Source organism: Bacillus sp. YC2 (assembly GCF_019891195.1).
Taxonomy (GTDB): domain Bacteria; phylum Bacillota; class Bacilli; order Bacillales; family Bacillaceae; genus Bacillus.
Map to the genome: position 1 here is coordinate 147,744 of NZ_JAHXDO010000004.1, position 22,195 is coordinate 169,938.

Below are 22,195 nucleotides of genomic sequence, written 5' to 3' on the forward strand. Positions count from 1 at the left end.
GAAGAATACCTTGTTCTTCTATAGGTAAAGCATATAGCACCCGTTCGTCACCTTATGACATAAATTAACTATAAAACGTAATGGTGGAAATGTAAAGAGATTTTCAAAAAAATCAGTAATTATTTATTCATCACGAACAACCAAATTCAGTTTTAAAAAGAGATATGCACCCCCCTTTTGTAATTACAACCTCATTCTCAATACATCGTGCGGCATATGTGGCAAGCTTCGTGCCTTTTCCGGCTGAATAGCTTTCAATCCCTTTGATCAGCCCGATTGTTCCGATGGAGATCAGATCTTCCGCGTCTTCTCCCGTGTTTTCGAATTTTTTTACAATATGAGCCACTAACCGAAGATTATGTTCGATCAGCATGTTGCGGGCGTGCTCATCTCCTTGAGCCATCAGCTCTAAGTATTTTTTTTCCTCACTGTTCGAGAGCGGTTGTGGAAAGGCATTATTTTTCACGTATGATACTAAAAACACGAGTTCTTTCACAATAAACCCGATCGCTGCAAAAACACCTGTCACCATCCTCACCTCCACAAAGTTATGTAGGCAAAAGCCTATATGTAACTGTATGTGGCGGTAAGGCTGTCTGTGTCTGTACAGGGAAATTAATCAAAGGGACATTACTGGATGCTTTTTTTCTTTGATCTGCTTGATTTTTACGGTTTGACACGATATATTGTTAAAAAATAGAAAGTAAGGAACTCAAGTGAAAACAGCCAAAAAGCGTTGAAGAGAAGAGTAGACAAATATCATTCATGGCAGAGAGCTCCGGGAGCTGGAAAGGAGTATGAATGGATTTGTTGAAGCAAGCCTCTTAGCTTCGCATCGGAATCGGGAGTTGAGGATGATGCGGCAGTTACTCCTGTTATCGAGTAAGCTTCTTTACCCGGAAAAGTTATGGTGCCCGGCATCGTAACGAATTGAGGTGGCATAGCGGGCTTTTACCCCGTCCTCAAGACTTTATTGTCTTGGGGGCGGGGTTTTTTAATTTATAAAGGAGGGGTTTTAGATGAAGGGCATCAAGTCTTGGGGTTACCCGGTTCTTTTATTGGGCGGGATCGGTGTATCAAACATCGGGGAATGGATTTATTTTTTATCTCTTAATCTGATTGTCTTAAAAGAAACGGGATCGGCATTTGCGGTGTCTGTCCTCTATTTAATAAGGCCCGCGGCTGTTTTGATGACAAATGTATGGGCCGGCAGCTTAATCGACCGGTTTAATAAACGGAATATCATGTGTACGCTTGATTTTTTCAGGGCTGCGTTAATTATGGTCCTGCCGTTGATGCTGAGTGTAGGGTCTGTCTACTCTGTTTATTGTATTGTGTTTCTCATCAATATGGCCAATGCGATGTTTCGTCCGTCTTCGATGGCGTATGTGACTTTACTGATTCCTGCTGACAGAAGAAAACGATTCAACTCTTTGCGGGCTTTGCTGGAATCAGGGGCTTTTCTTCTCGGACCGGCTGCAGCCGGGCTGCTTTTTATCGCCGGTACACCGATTTTTGCGATTTGGGTGAATGCGGCAGCTTTAAGCCTGTCCGGTATCATCACGATGATGCTGCCGAATCTCGAAAAGGATGTCCATGTACAGGCCCGTCAAAAGAAGCTTTCTTTGGCGGTATATAAAGAAGATTGGCGGCTTGTGTACCGTTTCAGCCGCACTGCAAGAAATGTCATGATTATTTATTTTTTATTCAGTCTGGTTATGACAGTGATGATGTCAGCTCTTGATTCGCTTGAAGCGGCGTTTGCGAAAGATGTTCTTCAGCTCACAGATGCAGATTACGGATTTCTTAACAGTGTTGCGGGAGCTGGCATTATTGCAGGGGCGCTTGTGAATGTGATCTTCATCAAAAAATTGCCGACTTTTTTATTAATGGGAAGCGGCGCCTTGCTCGTCTCTGTGGGGTATATGATTTATGCCTTTTCCGAATTCTTTTGGACGGCAGCTCTCGCCTTCTTTCTGCTTGCTTTTTTTCTCTCCTTTGCGAATACAGGATTTTTGACGTTTTACCAAAAGCATATCCCGGTTGACATCATGGGGAGGGTCGGAAGTCTTTATTCATTATTTGAAGCCGTCTTCCTTATACTGATAACGGGATTATTCGGAGTTTTGGCGATAGGGGTCCCTATTCAGCGCATTGTCATGGCAGGCGCCGCCGTTATGCTGCTTCTGGCTGTCGTTCTTTGCTCATTCTTATTCATTTTCGCAAAAAGGAGGGTTTCTGGTGTATTTTCAGCGGATCAATCTAAACAAACATGAAGAGACAGCGGTTTCCTTGGATTCCTTTATAGCAAGCTTTGGAACGGCTGACGGCTTTAACAGGGAAGAATATCTCAGCTGGCTGTCCGGACAGATCAAACGTTTTCCTGACGGTTTTGTGATGGCTTATTATCAGCAGCAGCCGATTGGACAGCTCGAGCTGTCGATCAAAACATATCAACATAAAGAAATCGGTTATGTACATCTTTATTATATCATCCCGCAGGAAAGGGGCAGGGGATATGGGGAAAAGCTGGACGCTTATGCACAGGATTTCTTTCGAACGTACGGTGTGACGGAATACCACCTCAGAGTTTCACCAAGCAATAGACGGGCCCTGGCATTTTACAGAAAGAAAAATATGCAGGCGCTCGGTTTGGAGCCGGACGGGAAGGTTATCAGAATGAGAGGCGAAGTACAGCAGAAATAACGTATATGAAAGGGCGGTTTGTCCTTTCATATACAATCTTCATTTTTTCGATGCTTTTAAAAGGTGAGGAAACTTTTTATAAATGATCACCATTAATACAAGCATGTATGCTCCGTAAATCCCGAAAGACAGCAGTTTATTGCTTGTGAAAGAAGCACCTGCGACGGTCACAATAATAATGTTGGGGATTTTGCCAATCAGTGAGGCAGAAAAAAAGACCGCCCATCTGATTTTACTTAATCCGCAGACGGTATTCATGGCCAGCGACGGGATGACCGGAATGAGCCGGCCTAAAAGAACTGCCGTAAACGCGTGCTGGTGAAAGGAATCTTCATAATGCGAAACGGCCGGGTAAGCCATCAGCTTCTTCCTCGCCCAATCTCTGAATCCGTACCGAACGAGAAAAAACAATGCCATCGTACCGAACATCGCACCTGACAGCGTAATCCATACCCCATTCACAATGCCGAAAACCGCCCCGTTTAAAGCAGCGATAATCGCAAACGGAACAATCGGAAAAAATACGTCAGCCGCGACCAAAAGCATGCTAAGCAATATGGCGTACATACCGCCTGCCTTAATCAAATCGAGCCAAACGTCTTTTTGCATAAAGCCGATGATGATCACAGCAATAATGACTCCAAGGCTGAGTCCCTTCTTTATCATATATATGTTCACCTCTTTGATTAGTATACAGCACAAATCTTTCTCCTTCTATTAAAATAGGCTGTCCATCAAGCGCGCCTCTGCATTCTTTATCAGCTAAGGGATAAAAATGGTATCCATTATAAAAACGGACCGAAAACAGTAGCTAAGCTGAAAGCGGTGCTGTCATAATCAATGTCATCTGCTTCTGCATCAGGGGATGTACATATTTTATGCGCAGAATGATTTTTAAAAAAGGGGACACGTTAACAGTAGTGTTTACTGGAGGTGTAAACGTTGAGATGCTTTCATTTGATCATTTTCATATGCGTTCTCACAAGTTTCACTGCTGTTTCTGCCGATGCAAAGTCATTAAAAAGAAGTGACATGGAGAAAACGGGAAACGTGTACTGGGACGTAAGGTCTGAAAAAAAGAAGCTATCCTTAACATTTGATGACGGCCCGCATCCGGTTTATACGGAGGCTGTTTTAGACGTGCTGAAAAAACATAACGTCAAAGCAACCTTTTTTTGTATCGGGAGCCATATTGACAGATACCCCGTGACTGCAAAGCGTATTGTGGCGGAAGGTCATGAAATCGGTAACCATACGATGAATCATGTCTATTTTCATCGTTTAAAACGCAAGGCTATTTTAAAAGAGCTTCACGGCTCTGCACAGCAGATCAGAGCGCTTCAGCCAGAAGGGGACAAGTTATTTCGTCCGCCTGGAGGTTCGCTGAATCATACCGCATTTAAAAGCATCTTAAAAGAAGGCTATCACATCGTCATGTGGTCGTGGAACCAAGACCCGATGGATTGGTCAAGACCGGGCAAGGGGAAAATTGTCAGGCATATTGTTTCAAATGCGCGGGATGGCGACATTATCCTTCTTCATGACGGCGGAGGAAACCGGCGACAAACAGTTGAAGCCCTTAAAGAAATCATTCCGCAGCTGAAAAAGCAAGGATATACTTTTGTAAAAGTCTCAGACTTAATCGGCCCGGACTTTGACCCGTTTGACATTCATTAAAAAGAGCGCCGCGTTGAAAGCCGGGAAAGAGATGTGTACCATAGAAAGGTAAGGTTTGGGGGGAGAGAAAATGAAATATGCTGTACTTTTTATTGCGATGATTTTTCTATTGTCGGGGTGTGCCGGAGACAGAGAGAAGAATGTTGTAGCGTTCGGCGACAGCAATACGCGCGGCTCCAACTGGGATTATCGTGATTATCCAAAGGCGCAGCAATGGGTAAACATATTAAAAACGGCAGAACGCGGCCATCTGTCTATTGTCAATGCCGGCATAGGAGGCCAGACGACGGAGGATGCGCGCTTACGTTTTCAAAGCGATGTGCTTGACCGAAAGCCTGAATATTTATTTATCATGTTCGGAACAAATGATGCGGGAATATTGACCAAAAATAAACCGAGAGTCTCAAAAAAACGGTTTGAAGAAAATCTGACTTATTTTATAAACGAAAGCAGAAAGCACGGCATAAAGCCGATTTTAATGACGTGTATTCCTGTTATAGAAGGAAACGGAACGCATCATCTTTTCTACTATTCAAGATATAAAGCTTCAGCCTTTAAAGCGAAAGGCGGCGCTAGAAAATGGCACAACTCCTATAACGGCATCACGAGGCAGGTTGCCAAAAACTTAAAGGTGCCTTTGATAGATAATTGGGAGCACTTTATACGCGCTGACGGCGGCAAAGATACAGACGATACGCTGATCCAATCAGGGCTGATAGATCCTTCAGGAAATCATATGACGCCAAAAGGCGCGAGAATTGTGTATGAAGGCATAAAAAATGGGCGGGTTTTGGAACGCTGATTCCGGCAGCTGCCTAAACCGTTTTGTTTCTGCTTCATAGGCTGTATTAAAACATGAACTGGGGGCGATTGCTATGAACTGCGGTTTTCCTCCGCCGTATCCTGTATGTCCGCCTCCGCGGGTGAATGCGGGTTACGGATACGCATTTTTTGTTGTGCTGCTCGTCGTTCTTCTCGTATTGGGCGGCCGATATTGGTTCGCCGTATAACAGCAGTCCTTTTAAACACCTCTATTTTAGGGGTGTTTTTTGTTGAAAGTGGTAGTAATGCGCATAACCGAAGTGATATAATATCAGTCATCTGAGTAAAAAAAGGAAAGCGCCCGGGTCATTTTTCTGTTAAGAAGAAACGGAAATGATATGCCCGAGCGATCTTCTTTTGATTTCATTTTCAATTAACTCGATAAATTCACGGCTCAAATTCATTTCATTGGCTTTGAAATAAGATTCTATTAGTAACTCATCAGAAAGCTTTCTCATGCCGGATACCCAATTAATGGGGGTGGCACCTCCTTATCAGTTGGAATAAATCATCATGCGTAAGCATATGATGGCAGGTTGCGTTCCATTCATGTTGAGGTTATCTTTAATCTACCATGAATTACAAATAAGAACAATCGTTCTGTTATCCACACTCATAAGTGGATAACTTGTTAGTATCTTGTTTATAATTTGTATAAATCCGGATGGAATAAGAGTGGATAATGTGTGTAATTTTATCCACAACTGGTGAAGAAACCCAATTTTTGTCGAAATTTTTTTGCTCAGGCCGACTTTGTTTTTAAGTTCGACCGGTTTCGACATATTTATGATAGAAAGAAAAGGGAAGGGTGCGGGTTTTGTTAAAAAAGTTTTTTTTACCTGACGAATTTGTGAAAAATATTTTTCATATCACACCGGAAAAGCTCAAGGAACGCAATGTGAAAGGAATTATTACAGACCTTGACAACACGCTCGTTGAGTGGGACAGGCCGAGTGCGACTCCGCGTTTAATAGAGTGGTTTGAAGAAATGAAGGAGCACGGCATTAAAGTAACGATCGTCTCCAATAATAATGAACGAAGAGTTAAATTATTCTCGGAGCCGCTCGGCATTCCGTTTATCTATAAGGCGAGAAAACCAATGGGACGCGCCTTTAAGAGAGCCGTCCGCAGCATGGAGCTGAAAAAAGAGGACTGTGTCGTGATCGGCGATCAGCTGCTTACGGATGTGCTTGGCGGAAACAGACACGGCTACCATACCATTTTGGTCGTGCCTGTCGCTTCCTCCGACGGAGTTGTGACACGCTTTAACCGCCAAATTGAACGGAGAATATTGAGTTCTTTAAAACGCAAAGGGCACATTCAGTGGGAGGATTAGGAATGGAAAAGGTTGTTTGCATCGGCTGCGGAGTAACGATCCAAACCGAGGATAAAAACGGTCTTGGCTATGCGCCTCAGGCATCGCTTGCAAAAGAGAGTGTGATCTGCCAGCGCTGCTTCAGACTGAAAAATTACAATGAAATTCAAGATGTTTCATTAACGGATGATGATTTTTTAAATATTTTGCACAGCATCGGCGAGACCGACTCGCTGATTGTGAAAGTCGTTGATATATTTGATTTTAACGGAAGCTGGATCAACGGGCTGAGTCGTTTTGTCGGCGGTAATCCGATCCTTTTAGTCGGGAATAAAGCGGATATCCTGCCGAAATCTCTTAAACGGGAACGGCTCGTTCAATGGATGAAACGCGAAGCGAAGGAATACGGATTAAAGCCGCTTGATGTATTTTTGGTCAGCGCTTCCCGCGGACAAGGAATAAAAGAAGTGATCGACGCCATTGAATATTACCGCGAAGGCCGGGATGTTTATGTGGTGGGATGCACAAATGTCGGTAAATCAACGTTTATCAACCGGATTATTAAAGAAGTATCAGGGGAAGAGAATATTATCACCACCTCTCAATTCCCGGGCACAACGCTCGATGCGATTGAAATCCCGCTTGATGACGGATCAGCGCTTTATGACACGCCGGGAATCATCAACCATCACCAAATGGCGCATTACGTGGACAAGCGTGACTTGAAGGTGCTTACGCCTAAAAAAGAATTAAAGCCGCGCACATTCCAGCTGAATGATAAACAAACGCTTTACTTTGGCGGTCTCGCCCGGTTTGATTATGTATCAGGCGATAGATCGGCGTTTGTCTGCTATATGCCGAATGAATTGATGATTCACAGAACAAAACTTGAAAATGCTGATGCTTTATACGAAAAGCATGCCGGGGAATTGCTTACACCGCCCGGAAAAGATGATCTGGACGAATTTCCGAAGCTTACAGCCCATACGTTTACAATCAAGGAAGGGAAAACGGATATCGTTTTTTCCGGTTTGGGCTGGGTGACGGTTCAGGATGCAGATAAAAAAATCACAGCATACGCTCCGAAAGGCGTTCACGTATTTGTCCGCCGTTCATTAATATAGAGAGAAGGGGAGAGGGAGCATGAAACAATTGTACGGAGTTATCGGAAATCCGATCGGGCATTCGATGTCACCCGATATTCATAACGCGGCTTTAAAAGATAAGGATATTGACGGGCAGTATTTTGCGTTTCAGGTGGAACCTCATGACCTCAAGGACGCCGTTAACGGCATAAGGGCGCTCGGCATCAGCGGTATTAATGTGACAGTTCCGCATAAGGTGGCCATTATGGAGCATCTGGATGATATCCATGAAAGTGCAAAAGTACTCGGAGCCGTCAACACCGTCAAAAGAGAAGGAGACAGGCTCATCGGGTATAATACTGACGGGGAAGGATTTTTTAAGTCCTTAGTAAAGGTATTGGACAAACCCCTATCAGAGCTTTCCATCTTAATGATAGGAGCGGGGGGAGCGGCGAGAGCCATCTTCACGACGATCGTCCGCGCTGAGCCGAAACAGTTTGACGTATGCAACCGCACCCCGGAAAAAGCAAGCCGGCTGATCGAGGCAGCTCCCTCTTTTCAAAATAAACATGCACTTACATTACAGGAAGCTGAAAAGCAGCTTGAACAATATGATGTCATCATTCATACCACATCTGTCGGCATGTATCCGAAAACAGACGACGCACCGCTCTCACTGGAACGCGCCAAAAAAAGCGCGATCGTTTGTGATATCGTCTACAACCCGATTCAAACCGCATTTTTAAAAGAAGCCGAGAAAAAGGGCTTAACGACTCTGGACGGAGTCGGCATGTTTGTTGAACAGGCGGCGCTGTCTTTTCAGCTATGGACGGGACAAGAGCCTGACAGCGGGTTAATGAGAGCAATTGTTGAAGGAAAACTAGGAGGAACACAATGTTAACAGGAAAACAAAAACGTTTATTGCGCTCAAAAGCGCACCATTTAACGCCTATTTTTCAAGTAGGAAAAGGCGGAGTCAACGAAAACATGGTGAAACAGATTGCTGAAGCACTGGAAGCAAGAGAACTGATTAAAGTCAGTGTGCTTCAAAATTGCGAAGAGGATAAAAACGATGTCGCTGAAGCGCTTGTCAAAGGCTGCCGCTCACATTTAGTGCAGACGATCGGCAACACGATCGTGCTGTATAAAGAATCCAAGGAAAATAAACAAATCGAGCTTCCGTAAGGTGGTTGACATGAAGAAAATCGGAATATTCGGGGGTACATTTGATCCCCCGCATAACGGTCATCTCCTGATGGCAAACGAAGTGCTGTATCAGACGGGACTCGATGAGATTTGGTTTATGCCGAACCAAATTCCCCCGCATAAGCAGAATGAAGACTTCACAGACAGCTTTCACCGGGTAGAGATGCTGAAGCTTGCGATCGGCTCTAATCCGGATTTTAAGCTTGAGCTGGCCGAAATGGAACGGGAAGGTCCTTCATACACCTTTGATACGATCCGCTTACTGAAGGAGCGGCGGCCGGACGATAAACTCTTCTTTATTATCGGGGCGGATATGATTGAATTTCTGCCTAAATGGTATAAACTAGATGAACTGCTCACACTCATTCAATTTATCGGAGTGAGGCGTCCGGGCTTTCATATCGAGACTCCGTATCCGCTGCTATTTGCCGACGTTCCGGAATTTAACGTTTCGTCCACGATGCTGAGAGAACGTCTGAAAGCCAAAAAGCCGACGCAATACTTAATGCCTGATAAAGTGAAGCAGTATATAGAGGAGAATGGTTTATATGAATCGTGAGGAAGCACTTGCCTGCGTCAAAGAGCAGCTGACCGAGCATCGGTACATCCACACAATCGGCGTTACAGATACGGCTGTTATCCTTGCCGGCCGCTTCGGAGCTGATCCTGAAAAAGCGGAAATGGCTGCTATTTTTCATGATTATGCGAAATTTCGTCCAAAAGAGGAAATGAAGCAAATTATCGTGAGAGAAAAAATGCCGGCAGATCTGTTAGAGTATAACTCTGAGCTCTGGCATGCACCTGTAGGCGCCTATTTGGCTGAAAAAGAAGCCGGTGTTACCGATCCGGACATTTTAGATGCAATCCGTTATCATACGTCAGGGCGTCCCGGCATGACCCTTTTGGACAAAGTCATTTACGTTGCTGATTATATTGAACCCGGCCGTAAATTTCCCGGGGTTGATGATGTGCGCAAACTGGCGGAAACCGATTTAAACCAAGCGCTGATACAAGCGATGAAAAATACAATGATATTTCTGATGAAAAAAAACCAGCCGGTCTTTCCGGAGACGTTTGCAACTTACAACTGGCTGGTGTCTCAAAATTGACAGGAGGAATATGGGAATGAATCAAGCTTCCGTATTAAAAATCGCAGCAAAGGCCTGCGACGATAAGCGTGCAGAGGATATTTTAGCATTGGACATGGAAGGAATTTCTCTCGTTGCGGATTATTTTTTAATCTGCCACGGAAATTCTGATAAGCAGGTTCAAGCGATTGCACGCGAAATTAAAGATCAAGCAGAAGAAAGCGGCATCGATGTGAAAAAGATGGAAGGGTTTGATGAAGCCCGCTGGGTATTAGTTGATCTCGGCGATGTTATCGTCCATGTATTCCATAAAGACGAAAGAAGCTATTACAATCTGGAAAAGCTGTGGGGCGACGCGCCGCTTGCAGAACTTGAGCTTGGATTCAATTCATGATTTACCAAGGCTTCGCCGGCGTCTATGACGAATTAATGTCCCATGCGCCGTACGATGACTGGGCAAGCTGGATTGAAGCCGCTCTTCCTGAAAAGGGACGGGTGCTTGATCTTGCCTGCGGAACGGGAGAAATTTCAATCAGGCTTTCCGAAAAAGGCTATGAAGTCACGGGGATTGATTTAAGCGAAGATATGCTGAGCTGTGCGCAGCAGAAAAAAACGGGAAAGCAGCCGATTCTTTTTCTTCAGCAGGATATGAGAGAGCTTTCCGGCTTTCAAGAGCAGTTTGACGCTGTAGTCATCTGCTGTGATTCCTTAAATTACTTAAAAACGAAAAATGATGTCAAAAGCACCTTTAAAAGCGTTTTTCAAGTGTTGAAGGAAGGCGGCTTGCTTCTGTTTGATGTCCATTCCCCGTTTAAAATGACGGAGCTTTTTCCGAACAGCACCCATGCTGATCAGGATGAGCAAATCAGCTACATCTGGCAAAGCTTTGCCGGAGAGGAAGAGCTTTCTGTCATTCATGATATGTCCTTTTTTGTATGGAACGGACATGCCTATGAGCGCTATGATGAGACGCATGAGCAAAAAACCTTTTATATAGAAGAATATCAACAAATGCTTGCAGACACCGGATTTGAACTGAAGAGGGTCACGGCTGATTTTACGGATAACCCTCCTTCAGCTGAGTCTGAGCGTCTATTCTTTACGGCAGGCAAATCAAAAACCATCGTTTAAACAGAACGATGGTTTTTAAAATTCCATTTTCGCGATTGGCGGTATCTCTGCTTTCTATGGCATACTGATTCACACGTGAAATTGCTTTTCCACTAAAGAAATATCCTCTTCATATTTTGCATGTGTATTCTGAAAAACACGGTGGAACATATCCTGCACACCGCTCTCGAGCGCTTTCAGCCCTTCTCCGGTGACGCCGCCTTTTACGCAGACCTTTTCCTGTAAAGCCGGAAGGGTGTAAAGCTCAGTCTCCAGCAGTTTTCCGAGGCCGACAAGCATTTCCTTCGACATGATTACGGCTTCCTGTTTTGAAATCGATGTTTCCTCGACGGCCGCGTTAATAAAACGCTGGATAAGGTAACTCATAAAAGCAGGCCCGCAGCTGACGATATCAGAGGCCGCTCTCGTAATGCCGCTCTCGATTTCCACAGGCTTTGAAATGTGAGACATCAGAGAATGAATTTGCGATTTTGCCGCGTCGCTGCAGCTTTTGCCGAACGTAACAAGCGATACCCCGGCCAAGGCCCGATTCGTAATGCTCGGTATGACACGGGCTGTCTGGCACGGAACCGTGTGTTCAATCTGCTCTGTCTGAATGGGGCTTGTAATGGAGATTAAAATATGATCTTCTCTTAAATGCGGTGTGAGCTTTTTAAGCAAAGGATAGATATCCAGCGGTTTCACGCAGATGAAGATCATTTCATTTTCTCTTACCAGCCGTTCCTGGTCTTCAGTGACATGAAGGCCGGTGAAGCGTTCCTTTATCTTTAACGCTTTATCAATCGTTCTGTTTGTAATGGTGATTTGTGAGGGATCGGCAGCGCTTGATTCAATAAACGATTCGATCAGGATTGTACCCATATTTCCGGTGCCGATAAAGCCTATCTTCAAGATTCTCCCCTCCTTTTCCCTTAATCCTTTAAACCTTATGCAGGGAGGCAAAACAATATGACGAAAGCGATTGTTGCAGAGTGGATGCGGCGGCATATGAAAATACTGGCCGCCTGTGCCATGGTATTGCTGATCATTGTCTGTTTTTTGATATTCCGTCCGGAAAAAGAAGAACCGGTAAAACAGCCGTCCGTTTTCGAGCAGAGTGACTCTGCGTCCGCTCAGCGTAAAAAGGATACTGAAACAGAAACGATCATGATCGACATTAAAGGCGCTGTCCGAAAGCCCGGTGTATATGAAATGAAGCCGAAAGACAGAGTGACGCAAGCCATTGAAAAAGCGGGCGGTATGAATGAAAAGGCAGATGAAAAAAATATTAATTTAGCAGAGCAGCTGCAGGACGGCACGATCATTTACATCCCGAGTGAAGGGGAAGAGGAGAGCGGGCCGAAAATAGCAGCGGGTACTAAGGAGGATGCACCAGTGAACATAAACACGGCGTCTCTTGACGAACTTCAAACCATCTCCGGCGTCGGCCAGAAAAAAGCAGAAGCGATTATCGCGTACCGTGAAGAAAACGGCCGGTTTCAGGCTGCTGAAGACATTATGAATGTATCAGGGATCGGAGAAAAATCATTTGAAAGAATAAAAGCTTCCATTACGGTAAAGTGAATTGACGATCTTGATAAAATCTATGTAAACTTAGGACAGGCAACACGACTTTTGGAGGGAACACTTGTGGAACGAATCTCATGGAATCAATATTTTATGGCTCAAAGCCATTTACTGGCGCTTAGAAGCACATGTCCGAGACTGTCCGTCGGCGCTACTGTTGTCAGAGACAAGCGGATGATTGCGGGCGGATACAACGGCTCAATTGCCGGCGGCGTCCATTGTGCTGATGAAGGATGCCTGCTGATTGATAATCATTGCCAAAGAACGATACATGCAGAAATGAATGCCATATTACAATGCTCTAAGTTCGGCGTTCCTACGGAAGGAGCCGAGATTTATGTGACGCATTATCCGTGTATTCAGTGCTGTAAATCAATCATTCAGGCAGGAATAAAAACGGTCTATTTTGCCGAAGATTACAAAACCCAGCCTTACGCCAGAGAACTATTTGCCCAGGCAGGCGTAAAAGTAGAGCAGGTTGAACTGGATGAAATGATCATTGACCTGAAAAATCGCGAAAAATTGTCTTTCGTAGCCCGTCTTATTCAGCAATTATCGGATGCGGGACTTAAAGAGGATGAATTAAAAAAAATTCATGAACAGGCAAATGAGCTGTTCACAAGCTACGTATAAGTATGAAATACAAGCGGCTTATTTTGCCCCTGGCGGCGGTTTCTGCGACTGCAGGAATTGCCGCCGCCATTTTCTCCTCTGTCATTTTCTTTTTTCTCCTATTTCTGCTTTTTGTCATTGTAAAGACAAAGCAGCGCATATTGCCCATCGTCTGCCTCTTCTCTTTTTGCCTTTATTTCTTTCTTTATACCGCGGCGGATTCAGCAAATGTATCTGCATATCAGACCGGGAATTATACGGAACATGCGGCCATACTGGATATTCCGAAAATAGACGGAGACAGACTGTCAGCCGTTATCCGTACACGTGACAAAGAGAAATGGGCGGCCTCTTACAAAATTCAGTCTTTTGAAGAAAAACGAAAAATAGCGCAGCTGGAACCGGGCATGAGCTGCACATTCACAGGTTCTTTAGAAGAGCCTAAACATGCGACGGTTCCCGGCGGATTTGATTACAAAGAGTACCTTTACCGCCAGCATATTCACTGGCTTTTCTCCGTCTCCTCCATTCAAAATTGCACAAAGTCTGAAAAACCGTCATTTAAACTGCTGCATATCAGGAAGTATTTTATTTCTGTGATTCGGGGTCATGTCCCTGAATCATCTGCCGGGATCGCAGAGGCGCTGACTGTAGGTGAAAGGTTTTTGGTGGAAGACGATGTACTCGGCGCCTATCAAAAGCTGGGGATCGTCCATTTGATGGCGATTTCCGGGATGCATGTCGGTCTTATTGCGGCGGGATTATTTTATGTGCTGATCAGAATCGGGATCACGAGAGAAAAGGCCGGTGTTTTGCTGCTGCTTTTTTTGCCGGTTTACACGGTGTTAACCGGTGCCGCGCCATCTGTTTTGCGTGCATCACTTATGTTAGGTTTTTATGTCGCGGGAAATCTATTTAAGCGACGGATTCATTCTTCTGCAGCAATATCCCTGTCTTATTTACTGCTTCTTCTGTTCAACCCCTATTTGCTTTGGGAAATCGGATTTCAGCTTTCCTTCGCAGTGAGCGCCGCTTTAATTTTGTCATCCTCCATTTTAAAGAACGCCCGGGAAAAAAAGCTTGTCCAGCTTGCAATGGCTTCATTTGTTGCAGAGCTTACTTCACTGCCGTTTCTTCTCTATTATTTTCAGCAGATTTCACTCGTCAGCTTTCCGATGAATATGATCGCGGTGCCTTTTTATACGCTGTTTGTCATTCCCTGTTCTGTCATTGGCTTTCTCGTGCTCTTAGTATCAAGGTCCGCAGGCGAGTTTGTGTTTTACTGGTTTGATCGTGTAATGGTATGGGCGCACAGGCTGATTACATCTGCTGCGTCAATTGATTCGTCTACAATCGTTGTGGCGAAACCAAGCCTGCTGTCTCTTATATTGCTGGCGATTTCCATTTTTACTATTTTCACAGTGATTGAAAAACACGGTATTCTCAGAGTTCGGAAATCCGCTCTTTTCTTCTGTGCCGTTTTTGTTTATATAGCAATTCGTCCTTATCTCAGTCCTGAGGGGGAAGCGGATATGCTTGATATCGGACAGGGTGACAGTCTGTTTATGAGCGCGCCGCACCGGAGGGGAACCATAATGATTGATACAGGGGGAATGCTTTCTTATTCTGACGAAGCGTGGAAAGAAAAACGCCATCCTTATTCTATCGGAGAAAAAGTGTTGATTCCGTTCTTAAACGGAAAAGGAGTGAAAAAGCTAGATGCTTTAATCTTGACCCACGCGGATCAGGACCATATCGGCGAAGCGGGGATTTTAATCAAAAAGCATAGAGTAAAGCGTTTAATAGTGCCTGTAGGATTTGTGAAAGAGCCGAAGGACAATGACATTTTGCAAATGGCTAAAGAAGAAAACATCAGCATTACCGAGGCTAAGCGCGGCGATACCATCACAGCGGGTGATTTGCGGTTTGAGGTGCTGTCTCCTGAATGGCCGGATGCAAGGAGCAAAAACGATTCATCACTTGTGCTTTGGACGGTATTAGGCGGGGTAAGCTGGCTTTTGACGGGGGATTTAGAAATGAATGGCGAGCAGGAAGTGCTTGATGCTTTTCCGAGTCTGAAAGCCGATATACTGAAGGCAGGGCACCATGGCAGCAAAAGCTCCACCGGCGAAGCTTTTTTGAAACAGCTAAAACCGAAAACGGCTCTCATTTCAGCCGGAAAACATAATCGCTACCATCATCCGAATCAGGAGGTGCTTGACCGGTTAAAGGCATATTCCGTCAATGTGCTGCGAACCGATATCAGCGGAACGATTCAATACAGATTCAAAAGCGGATTTGGAACCTTTTCTGTCTTTCCTCCATATGATATAGAAGAAATGCGGGCGCCGAACGAAAAAAGACTGCCGATTGACAGCAGCCCGGAAAGCGGCTAAGAGCCGATAAGGTGGATGGCTGTTGCCATCACGAACAAAAAGGCGAAAAATCCGAAGGACACGACAAAACCGACAGCTGAGTCTACAGCATCATTTCGTTTGCTTTGAACGTTTTTTTCAAAATCATTCAATTTCATCCCTCCTGACTTCCCTTAGTATACTGGAATTGTTTTGAAAAATCTAGAAGTGATGGTAACGTTTTCTGTTCTTGTGATTATCGCCTTTTTACAAGCAGACCCGGGGGCTTGTGAATCAGGCGTTTATTATAAATGAGGGAGCTGTTCTTTTTCAGCTTCCTCTTTACTATTTGCCGAACTCAATTTAGGATAGAAGAGGATCAAGAAAGAGAGGAAGTCATACGATCATGGTATTTGATGTCTGGAAAGCCCTGAAAAAAGGGGATGTCCGCTCCGTTTATTGTTTGTACGGAAAAGAAACTTATCTGCTCCAAGAGACCGTCAGCCGGATCAGACAAGCTGTCGTTGATGAGGAGACAAAAGATTTTAACCTGTCTGTTTTTGATCTTGAAGAGGACCCGCTTGACCATGCCATTACCGATGCCGAAACCTTCCCGTTTATGGGTGAGAAGCGGCTGGTTATTGTTAAAAATCCGTCCTTTTTAACAGGAGAAAAAAAGAAAGAAAAAATAGAGCATAATACAAGCGCTTTGGAGGCTTACATAAAAGAACCCGCGCCTTACACCGTTTTTGTCATCGTGGCCCCGTATGAGAAGCTGGATGAGCGGAAAAAGCTGACAAAGGCTCTGAAACAGCAGGCCTTTATGATGGAGGCCAAGGAGCTGAACGCAAAGGAAACGACTGATTTTACAATCGATTTGGCGCAAACCGAAAATAAAACGATTGGAACAGACGCTGCCGAGCATTTGGTGCTGCTCGTAAACGGGCACCTGTCATCCATCTATCAGGAAATCCAAAAGCTCTCCGCCTACACCGGTGACAGACCGGAAATCACGCTTGAGGATGTCCGGGAACTTGTCGCGAGGAGTTTGGAGCAGAATATTTTTGAACTGATCAATAAAATCGTGAACAGGAAGCGGACGGAAAGCTTGCAGATCTTTTATGATCTTTTAAAGCAAAACGAAGAGCCGATCAAAATTATGGCGCTGATCGCAAGCCAGTTCCGCCTTATTTTGCAGACGAAATACTTTGCCGGGCAGGGATACGGGCAAAAGCAGATCGCCTCCAATTTAAAAGTCCATCCATTCCGCGTGAAGCTGGCAATGGATCAGGCGAGGCTTTTTTCCGAAGAAGAGCTGCGCCGCATCATGGAGAAACTCGCCGTAATGGATTATGAAATGAAAACGGGGAAAAAGGACAAGCAGCTGCTGCTCGAACTCTTTCTCTTACAGCTTCTTCAGGCAAATGAAAAAAACGATCCCCGTTAAAAGGGATCGTTTTTGTATTATGCAGAAAGTCCGTTCACTTGTTTCGCAAGTCTTGATTTGTATCGAGCTGCGGCATTTTTGTGTACAAGACCTGTTTTCACTGCTTTATCAATACGTTTCGCTGCTTCAGAAAGAGCAGTTTTCGCTTTATCCGCTTCGTTGTTAGCAACAGAAGCTTCTACTTGTTTGATTGCAGTACGCATAGCAGATTTGATTGTCGCGTTATGAGCGCGGCGTTCGTTATTCGTTTTTGTACGTTTAATCGCTGATTTAATGTTTGGCATGTGTTTCACCTCCTAAGATACAACCTGTAGCACAGTGTCTTAAGGTTAAATCTTCTTCACAATAGAACAAATTGTATTCTATCAAACAGAACTTTAGATTGCAATATAAATGTAAAGTATTTTTCATTGAAGGGCTGAATTCGCATGATTCGTTTTACAAATGGCAACACTATGTATCACGATGATTGAAGGAGGTCTTCCCCGTGAAAAACAGTGAACTGGATGTCAATCAATTTCTTATACGGACGGATTTAGCGGTAGAAACAAAACAGGCGCTTAAAGACGGACAAGCTGACCAGCAGAAAGAAATAAAAGGTTTTATTGAGAAAGAACGCGACAGCGGCGGTATTAAAATCAGAACAGTTGATATTACGAAAGAAGGCGCCGAAATATCGGGAAAAAAACAAGGGCGTTATGTCACGATTGAAGCGCAGGGCGTAAGAGAGCACGATTCAGAAATGCAGGAGAAAGTAACCGAGGTGTTTGCCGAGGAATTTTCCGCTTATCTGAACAGCTTAAAAATTCCCAAGGAGGCGAGCTGTCTGATCGTCGGGCTCGGAAACTGGAATGTAACGCCTGATGCGCTTGGTCCTCTTGTTACGGAAAACCTGCTGGTGACGAGGCATTTGTTCAAGCTTCAGCCGGAGAATGTGCAGGAGGGATACAGGCCTGTCAGCGCCCTTGCGCCGGGTGTGATGGGCTTAACAGGCATCGAAACGAGCGATATTATCCAAGGCGTGATAAAAGAGTCAAAACCGGATTTTGTCATTGCCGTTGACGCTTTGGCGGCGAGGGCTGTTGAAAGGGTGAACACCACCATCCAATTTTCAGATACCGGCATTCATCCGGGGTCGGGCGTAGGCAATAAGAGAAAAGAATTAAGCAAGGAAACACTCGGTATTCCCGTCATTGCAATCGGTGTCCCGACTGTCGTTGATGCAGTCACGATCGCAAGCGACACAGTGGATTATATATTAAAGCACTTTGGCAGAGAAATGAAAGACGACAGTCCGTCAAGATCTCTTGTGCCGGCCGGGATGAACTTCGGCAAAAAGAAAGTACTCACCGATGAAGATCTTCCGGATGAAAAAGAACGCCAATCCTTCCTCGGCATCGTCGGCACGCTGGAAGAAAACGAAAAGCGCCAGCTTATTCATGAGGTGCTTTCTCCGCTCGGGCACAATCTGATGGTAACGCCAAAGGAAATCGACACCTTTATTGATGATATGGCGAACGTGCTGGCCAACGGGTTAAACACGGCGCTTCACGGAAAAGTGTCACAAGACAACAAAGGCTCTTACAATCACTAAATGGTTCTACTTCCTCTAGCTTGTTCATAGAGTAATTACTAGACAAGCGCTGGAGGGATTCGAACAATGAGAAAAAAACGCAGAAACCGTCAAATTGTCGTTACAGTAAACGGTGGAAATGCGCTCAAAGGTATGTTTCTATTTATCGCAAGCCTCATCGTCATTTTCGTATTATCCGGTGTGCTGACGTCCCTGCGCCCCGAATTGAGGCTTTCTTCCGATTCTCTTCACGGAATTGCCGGAGAACTGCCGGGTGACGCGTTTGCACACCTTCTCGGAATGGAAAATCATTATTTTGCGTCAGAGCTTCCGGAAAAAGATACCTCGTTTCACCTGTCACGGCTTTCCTTGAAGCTGGCGACAAGCATTAATTTGGAAGACCCGCGCAGCTTTTTGGGCCGGGAGCTGCCGGGCTTTGCCCAATTTGATACGGAAATCCTTTTGGCGGGCCAGGGGACAGATTATACAAACATGCCGGCTGAATCCCCGCCCCCGTCAAAGGTAATGGAAAAAGAAAAAGAAGTAAATCTCGCAGAAATCGAAAACAAAACACAAAAAGAGGAAAAAGAACCGCCGAAACATTCAACAGGCAATCGAAAAGTCGTTTTTATTTATCACACCCACAACACGGAATCCTATCTCCCGCTGTTAAAAGGCGAAACAAATCCGGATAATGCCCGCCATTCAAAAGCGAATGTCACACTCGTCGGAGGTATGTTCGGCAAGGCGCTTGAGGCAGAAGGTGTCGGAGCGACCGTAGATAAAACCGACATTCAGGCACAGCTGAATAAAGATGGTTTAAATTATGCGCGAAGCTACGATGAATCAAGACCCGTCGTGAAAAGCGCGCTCGCGAAAAACAAAAACCTGCAATATACGATAGATATCCATAGAGACTCCCGGCGGAAGAAAAATACGACAACCGAAATTAAAGGAAAGAGCTATGCCAGAGTCGCTATCGTCGTCGGCAAAAAAAGCGCTAATTTTGAAGAAAACTATAAACTCGCAAGTGAGCTTCATAAGCTGATGGAGAAAAAATATCCGGGTTTAAGCGTCGGTGTTTTATCCAAAGGTTCTCCCGGCGATAATGGAGTGTACAACCAGGATTTAAACGACAGGTCGCTTCTTCTGGAGTTCGGTGGCGTCGATAACAACCTTGATGAGCTGAGGCGCGCGGCGGATGCCATGGCGGATGTATTCAGCGAATTGTATTGGAATGCTGAAAAAGTCAGCTCGCAATCAGGGGATAAGAAAAAACAATAAGAAATCAGGTGATTCACATGATCCGCTTTACCGGCAAATGCCTGCTGATTGTCACCGTCATGTTTTTAGGCGTTTTGTTTGGTATGCAGCAGGCAAACAACGGAATGCTTGATATGAAGGGCTATAAGGACCCTTCTTTAAAAGGGGCATTTACTTTGACTGACGGAGAGCATCAGGAAAAAGAAGCTTCCATTCTCGGACAAACCGTTACGGCAAAGGACTTGGAAGAAAAACAAAAACAGCTGGAACAGGCTGAAACCTTTAACTTATTTTCAAAAGCCGGAGAAGCTCTTTCAAATACCGTGACAGACTCGGCGCAGGCCATGTATGATTGGGTTTTGAAGCTGAACCGGTAGCACCAGCGAAGAGAAAAGCGTACTTCTCCTTATGAGGAAGCTTTTCTCTTTCTTGTTTTAATTGAATGTTTACAATCCTATTGATATAATCTAAGCTAGTGTATTTTGCGTTTAATAGTAGGAGTGATAGATTGTGACAGATAAAGAAAAGCGTTTAGAGAGGCAGTCAAGAATTCGGAATTTCTCCATCATCGCCCATATTGACCACGGCAAATCGACCTTGGCGGATCGGATTTTAGAAAAAACATCGGCGATCACTCAGCGGGAAATGAAAGAACAATTGCTTGATTCAATGGACCTTGAACGCGAACGGGGAATTACCATTAAATTAAATTCCGTTCAGCTGAAATACAAAGCAAAGGACGGAGAAGAATATATATTCCATCTGATCGACACGCCCGGACACGTCGACTTTACTTATGAAGTATCGCGAAGCCTTGCCGCCTGTGAAGGTGCGATACTCGTTGTAGATGCGGCACAGGGGATTGAGGCGCAAACATTGGCGAACGTCTACCTGGCGCTTGATAATGACCTTGAGATTCTTCCTGTCATTAATAAAATCGATCTTCCGAGCGCAGAGCCTGAACGTGTGCGTCAAGAGGTGGAGGACGTTATCGGCCTTGACGCTTCAGATGCGGTCCTCGCTTCAGCGAAAGCAGGCATTGGAATAGAGGATATTTTAGAGCAGATCGTTGAAAAGGTGCCAGCTCCTTCAGGCGACCCTGAAGCACCGCTTAAAGCGCTCATTTTTGACTCGCTTTACGATGCGTACCGCGGGGTCGTCGCTTATATCAGAGTCGTAGAAGGAACGGTAAAACCGGGCCAGAAAATTAAAATGATGGCGACCGGAAAAGAGTTTGAAGTGATCGAGGTCGGCGTTTTCACACCGAAAGCGCAGCCGGCTGACGAACTGACTGTCGGCGACGTAGGCTACCTGACAGCAGCGATAAAAAATGTCGGCGACACCCGTGTCGGTGATACGATCACAAGTGCGGTCAAACCTGCGGCAGAAGCGCTGCCGGGCTATCGCAAACTCAATCCGATGGTGTATTGCGGGCTTTATCCGATTGACACCGCAAAATATAATGATTTGCGTGAGGCGTTGGAAAAGCTTGAACTGAACGATTCATCACTTCAATATGAGGCCGAGACGTCTCAAGCGCTCGGTTTCGGTTTCCGCTGCGGCTTTTTAGGAATGCTGCATATGGAAATCATTCAAGAGCGGATTGAACGTGAATTTAAAATTGATCTCATTACAACCGCACCGAGTGTTATTTATGACGTCTACATGACAGACGGCGAAAAAATCGTGGTGGATAACCCGTCAAATATGCCTGACCCGCAAAAGATAGAACGGGTCGAAGAACCTTATGTCAAGGCGACTATGATGGTGCCGAATGATTTTGTCGGCGCGGTTATGGAGCTTTGCCAGGGGAAACGCGGCAACTTTATTGATATGCAGTACTTAGACGCCAACCGGGTCAGCATTGTATACGATATGCCTTTAGCGGAAATCGTTTATGAGTTTTTCGATCAGCTGAAATCAAGCACGAAAGGGTATGCCTCTTTTGATTATGAACTGATCGGCTACAAGCCTTCGAAGCTTGTCAAAATGGACATTATGCTGAATACGGAAAAAATTGATGCGCTGTCATTTATCGTGCATCGTGATTACGCGTACGAGCGCGGGAAAGTCATCGTTGAGAAGCTGAAGGAATTGATTCCGCGCCAGCAATTCGAAGTTCCCGTGCAGGCAGCGATCGGACAGAAAATCGTGGCGCGCTCAACCATTAAAGCCATGCGAAAAAACGTACTGGCTAAATGCTACGGAGGAGACATATCGCGGAAACGGAAGCTTCTTGAAAAACAAAAAGAAGGAAAACGCCGGATGAAGCAGGTCGGCTCAGTTGAAGTGCCGCAGGAAGCGTTTATGGCTGTCCTTAAAATGGATGACAGCCCAAAAAAATAACAAA

General features: G+C 45.0%; 26 protein-coding genes, 2 pseudogenes and 1 other annotated feature. Of the genes and pseudogenes, 22 read left to right on the top strand and 6 right to left on the bottom strand.

All coding sequences use genetic code 11. The features are described from left to right. Positions 1 to 181: 181 nt before the first annotated feature. A pseudogene (locus KY305_RS09020) lies at positions 182 to 532 on the bottom strand (sigma-70 family RNA polymerase sigma factor); the annotation flags it as partial. A gap of 195 nt (positions 533 to 727) precedes the next feature. Next, positions 728 to 967 (top strand) — a binding site (T-box leader). Between the two features lie 52 nt (positions 968 to 1,019). On the opposite strand from KY305_RS09020, the gene KY305_RS09025 reads away from it, so the two are divergent. After that, positions 1,020 to 2,276 (top strand): MFS transporter, encoded by a 1,257-nt coding sequence (locus KY305_RS09025; protein WP_223062243.1) that lies wholly within the window; start codon positions 1,020 to 1,022, stop codon positions 2,274 to 2,276. Then, on the top strand, positions 2,242 to 2,706 hold the full coding sequence (locus tag KY305_RS09030; RefSeq protein ID WP_223062244.1) for a GNAT family N-acetyltransferase: 465 nt from the start codon (positions 2,242 to 2,244) through the stop codon (positions 2,704 to 2,706). The genes KY305_RS09025 and KY305_RS09030 overlap by 35 nt, the downstream gene beginning before the upstream one ends. Before the next feature lie 39 nt (positions 2,707 to 2,745). On the opposite strand, the gene KY305_RS09035 is transcribed toward KY305_RS09030, so the two are convergent. After that, a complete protein-coding gene (locus tag KY305_RS09035) occupies positions 2,746 to 3,372 on the bottom strand; it encodes a TVP38/TMEM64 family protein (protein WP_223062245.1) in 627 nt (208 codons plus the stop codon). Positions 3,373 to 3,648: 276 nt separating this feature from the next. Here KY305_RS09035 and KY305_RS09040 point away from each other — a divergent pair, with 276 nt between their 5' ends. From KY305_RS09040 to KY305_RS19970, 3 genes are all read left to right on the top strand, one after another. Next, positions 3,649 to 4,383 (top strand): polysaccharide deacetylase family protein, encoded by a 735-nt coding sequence (locus KY305_RS09040; RefSeq protein ID WP_223062246.1) that lies wholly within the window; start codon positions 3,649 to 3,651, stop codon positions 4,381 to 4,383. Between the two features lie 97 nt (positions 4,384 to 4,480). Then, positions 4,481 to 5,185 carry an SGNH/GDSL hydrolase family protein gene (locus KY305_RS09045; RefSeq protein ID WP_396021517.1) on the top strand — a complete coding sequence of 235 codons (705 nt, stop codon included), beginning with the start codon at positions 4,481 to 4,483 and terminating at the stop codon, positions 5,183 to 5,185. 73 nt (positions 5,186 to 5,258) lie between these two features. Then, a complete protein-coding gene (locus tag KY305_RS19970; RefSeq protein ID WP_262417666.1) occupies positions 5,259 to 5,393 on the top strand; it encodes a hypothetical protein in 135 nt (44 codons plus the stop codon). A 129-nt stretch (positions 5,394 to 5,522) separates the two neighbouring features. Here KY305_RS19970 and sda read toward each other — a convergent pair whose 3' ends face one another. Continuing rightward, positions 5,523 to 5,663 (bottom strand): sporulation histidine kinase inhibitor Sda, encoded by a 141-nt coding sequence (sda, locus tag KY305_RS09050; protein ID WP_003152850.1) that lies wholly within the window; start codon positions 5,661 to 5,663, stop codon positions 5,523 to 5,525. Between the two features lie 359 nt (positions 5,664 to 6,022). On the opposite strand from sda, the gene KY305_RS09055 reads away from it, so the two are divergent. From KY305_RS09055 to KY305_RS09090, 8 genes are read left to right on the top strand one after another with little or no spacing between them, the layout of a single operon-like run. Then, the gene (locus tag KY305_RS09055) at positions 6,023 to 6,541 is read left to right on the top strand and encodes a YqeG family HAD IIIA-type phosphatase (protein WP_061521878.1); all 519 of its coding nucleotides are present in this window, start codon (positions 6,023 to 6,025) and stop codon (positions 6,539 to 6,541) included. 2 nt (positions 6,542 to 6,543) lie between these two features. Next, positions 6,544 to 7,644 carry a ribosome biogenesis GTPase YqeH gene (gene yqeH / locus KY305_RS09060; RefSeq protein ID WP_223062248.1) on the top strand — a complete coding sequence of 367 codons (1,101 nt, stop codon included), beginning with the start codon at positions 6,544 to 6,546 and terminating at the stop codon, positions 7,642 to 7,644. 19 nt (positions 7,645 to 7,663) lie between these two features. Then, entirely contained in the window at positions 7,664 to 8,506 is an 843-nt protein-coding gene (gene aroE, locus KY305_RS09065) for a shikimate dehydrogenase (protein ID WP_223062249.1), read from the top strand. Continuing rightward, complete coding sequence (gene yhbY / locus KY305_RS09070; protein ID WP_214798293.1) at positions 8,500 to 8,790, top strand: ribosome assembly RNA-binding protein YhbY; 291 nt, start codon at positions 8,500 to 8,502, stop codon at positions 8,788 to 8,790. Before aroE ends, yhbY begins: the two co-directional genes overlap by 7 nt. A gap of 10 nt (positions 8,791 to 8,800) precedes the next feature. Further along, positions 8,801 to 9,370, top strand: coding sequence for a nicotinate-nucleotide adenylyltransferase (locus KY305_RS09075; protein ID WP_223062250.1), 570 nt, complete (start codon positions 8,801 to 8,803; stop codon positions 9,368 to 9,370). Further along, complete coding sequence (gene yqeK / locus KY305_RS09080; RefSeq protein WP_223062251.1) at positions 9,360 to 9,920, top strand: bis(5'-nucleosyl)-tetraphosphatase (symmetrical) YqeK; 561 nt, start codon at positions 9,360 to 9,362, stop codon at positions 9,918 to 9,920. Before KY305_RS09075 ends, yqeK begins: the two co-directional genes overlap by 11 nt. 16 nt (positions 9,921 to 9,936) lie before the next feature. Continuing rightward, positions 9,937 to 10,293, top strand: coding sequence for a ribosome silencing factor (gene rsfS, locus KY305_RS09085; RefSeq protein WP_223062252.1), 357 nt, complete (start codon positions 9,937 to 9,939; stop codon positions 10,291 to 10,293). Next, on the top strand, positions 10,290 to 11,030 hold the full coding sequence (locus tag KY305_RS09090; protein ID WP_223062253.1) for a class I SAM-dependent DNA methyltransferase: 741 nt from the start codon (positions 10,290 to 10,292) through the stop codon (positions 11,028 to 11,030). Before rsfS ends, KY305_RS09090 begins: the two co-directional genes overlap by 4 nt. A 69-nt stretch (positions 11,031 to 11,099) precedes the next feature. Here KY305_RS09090 and comER read toward each other — a convergent pair whose 3' ends face one another. Continuing rightward, complete coding sequence (gene comER / locus KY305_RS09095) at positions 11,100 to 11,921, bottom strand: late competence protein ComER (RefSeq protein WP_223062254.1); 822 nt, start codon at positions 11,919 to 11,921, stop codon at positions 11,100 to 11,102. Positions 11,922 to 11,978: 57 nt separating this feature from the next. Between comER and KY305_RS09100 the strand changes: the two genes are divergently transcribed. The 3 genes from KY305_RS09100 to KY305_RS09110 all read left to right on the top strand — a co-directional run bounded on the left by KY305_RS09100 (position 11,979) and on the right by KY305_RS09110 (position 15,604). Next, complete coding sequence (locus tag KY305_RS09100; RefSeq protein ID WP_223062255.1) at positions 11,979 to 12,593, top strand: helix-hairpin-helix domain-containing protein; 615 nt, start codon at positions 11,979 to 11,981, stop codon at positions 12,591 to 12,593. 66 nt (positions 12,594 to 12,659) lie between these two features. Beyond that, positions 12,660 to 13,229 carry a ComE operon protein 2 gene (locus KY305_RS09105; RefSeq protein WP_223062256.1) on the top strand — a complete coding sequence of 190 codons (570 nt, stop codon included), beginning with the start codon at positions 12,660 to 12,662 and terminating at the stop codon, positions 13,227 to 13,229. A gap of 2 nt (positions 13,230 to 13,231) precedes the next feature. After that, positions 13,232 to 15,604 carry a DNA internalization-related competence protein ComEC/Rec2 gene (locus KY305_RS09110; protein ID WP_223062257.1) on the top strand — a complete coding sequence of 791 codons (2,373 nt, stop codon included), beginning with the start codon at positions 13,232 to 13,234 and terminating at the stop codon, positions 15,602 to 15,604. On the opposite strand, the gene KY305_RS09115 is transcribed toward KY305_RS09110, so the two are convergent. Next, a complete protein-coding gene (locus KY305_RS09115; protein ID WP_003152870.1) occupies positions 15,601 to 15,735 on the bottom strand; it encodes a YqzM family protein in 135 nt (44 codons plus the stop codon). The genes KY305_RS09110 and KY305_RS09115 overlap by 4 nt on opposite strands. Positions 15,736 to 15,775: 40 nt before the next feature. Here KY305_RS09115 and KY305_RS09120 point away from each other — a divergent pair. Beyond that, a pseudogene (locus tag KY305_RS09120) lies at positions 15,776 to 15,929 on the top strand (hypothetical protein). A 39-nt stretch (positions 15,930 to 15,968) separates the two neighbouring features. After that, positions 15,969 to 17,009, top strand: coding sequence for a DNA polymerase III subunit delta (holA, locus tag KY305_RS09125; RefSeq protein ID WP_223062258.1), 1,041 nt, complete (start codon positions 15,969 to 15,971; stop codon positions 17,007 to 17,009). A gap of 17 nt (positions 17,010 to 17,026) precedes the next feature. On the opposite strand, the gene rpsT is transcribed toward holA, so the two are convergent. Beyond that, complete coding sequence (gene rpsT / locus KY305_RS09130; protein WP_003152876.1) at positions 17,027 to 17,293, bottom strand: 30S ribosomal protein S20; 267 nt, start codon at positions 17,291 to 17,293, stop codon at positions 17,027 to 17,029. A gap of 203 nt (positions 17,294 to 17,496) precedes the next feature. Here rpsT and gpr point away from each other — a divergent pair, with 203 nt between their 5' ends. From gpr to lepA, 4 genes are all read left to right on the top strand, one after another. Continuing rightward, entirely contained in the window at positions 17,497 to 18,603 is a 1,107-nt protein-coding gene (gene gpr, locus KY305_RS09135; protein ID WP_223062259.1) for a GPR endopeptidase, read from the top strand. A 66-nt stretch (positions 18,604 to 18,669) separates the two neighbouring features. Then, a complete protein-coding gene (gene spoIIP, locus KY305_RS09140) occupies positions 18,670 to 19,866 on the top strand; it encodes a stage II sporulation protein P (protein ID WP_223062260.1) in 1,197 nt (398 codons plus the stop codon). 17 nt (positions 19,867 to 19,883) lie between these two features. After that, complete coding sequence (locus tag KY305_RS09145; protein WP_214798316.1) at positions 19,884 to 20,222, top strand: YqxA family protein; 339 nt, start codon at positions 19,884 to 19,886, stop codon at positions 20,220 to 20,222. Between the two features lie 133 nt (positions 20,223 to 20,355). Then, positions 20,356 to 22,191, top strand: a complete 1,836-nt coding sequence (gene lepA / locus KY305_RS09150) for a translation elongation factor 4 (protein ID WP_214798318.1) — start codon at positions 20,356 to 20,358, stop codon at positions 22,189 to 22,191. The last annotated feature ends 4 nt before the right edge of the window (positions 22,192 to 22,195 follow it).

Bases quoted from the DNA above. Each gene is read 5' to 3' on its own strand.
- KY305_RS09045 (WP_396021517.1), top strand. From the start codon at position 4,481: ATGATTTTTCTATTGTCGGGGTGTGCCGGAGACAGAGAGAAGAATGTT.
- aroE (WP_223062249.1), top strand. From the start codon at position 7,664: ATGAAACAATTGTACGGAGTTATCGGAAATCCGATCGGGCATTCGATG.
- spoIIP (WP_223062260.1), top strand. From the start codon at position 18,670: ATGAGAAAAAAACGCAGAAACCGTCAAATTGTCGTTACAGTAAACGGT.
- KY305_RS09110 (WP_223062257.1), top strand. From the start codon at position 13,232: ATGAAATACAAGCGGCTTATTTTGCCCCTGGCGGCGGTTTCTGCGACT.
- KY305_RS09100 (WP_223062255.1), top strand. From the start codon at position 11,979: ATGACGAAAGCGATTGTTGCAGAGTGGATGCGGCGGCATATGAAAATA.
- KY305_RS09145 (WP_214798316.1), top strand. From the start codon at position 19,884: ATGATCCGCTTTACCGGCAAATGCCTGCTGATTGTCACCGTCATGTTT.
- holA (WP_223062258.1), top strand. From the start codon at position 15,969: ATGGTATTTGATGTCTGGAAAGCCCTGAAAAAAGGGGATGTCCGCTCC.
- sda (WP_003152850.1), bottom strand. From the start codon at position 5,663: ATGAGAAAGCTTTCTGATGAGTTACTAATAGAATCTTATTTCAAAGCC.
- KY305_RS09075 (WP_223062250.1), top strand. From the start codon at position 8,801: ATGAAGAAAATCGGAATATTCGGGGGTACATTTGATCCCCCGCATAAC.
- KY305_RS09025 (WP_223062243.1), top strand. From the start codon at position 1,020: ATGAAGGGCATCAAGTCTTGGGGTTACCCGGTTCTTTTATTGGGCGGG.
- yqeK (WP_223062251.1), top strand. From the start codon at position 9,360: ATGAATCGTGAGGAAGCACTTGCCTGCGTCAAAGAGCAGCTGACCGAG.
- KY305_RS19970 (WP_262417666.1), top strand. From the start codon at position 5,259: ATGAACTGCGGTTTTCCTCCGCCGTATCCTGTATGTCCGCCTCCGCGG.
- KY305_RS09035 (WP_223062245.1), bottom strand. From the start codon at position 3,372: ATGATAAAGAAGGGACTCAGCCTTGGAGTCATTATTGCTGTGATCATC.
- rpsT (WP_003152876.1), bottom strand. From the start codon at position 17,293: ATGCCAAACATTAAATCAGCGATTAAACGTACAAAAACGAATAACGAA.
- KY305_RS09090 (WP_223062253.1), top strand. From the start codon at position 10,290: ATGATTTACCAAGGCTTCGCCGGCGTCTATGACGAATTAATGTCCCAT.
- yhbY (WP_214798293.1), top strand. From the start codon at position 8,500: ATGTTAACAGGAAAACAAAAACGTTTATTGCGCTCAAAAGCGCACCAT.
- yqeH (WP_223062248.1), top strand. From the start codon at position 6,544: ATGGAAAAGGTTGTTTGCATCGGCTGCGGAGTAACGATCCAAACCGAG.
- rsfS (WP_223062252.1), top strand. From the start codon at position 9,937: ATGAATCAAGCTTCCGTATTAAAAATCGCAGCAAAGGCCTGCGACGAT.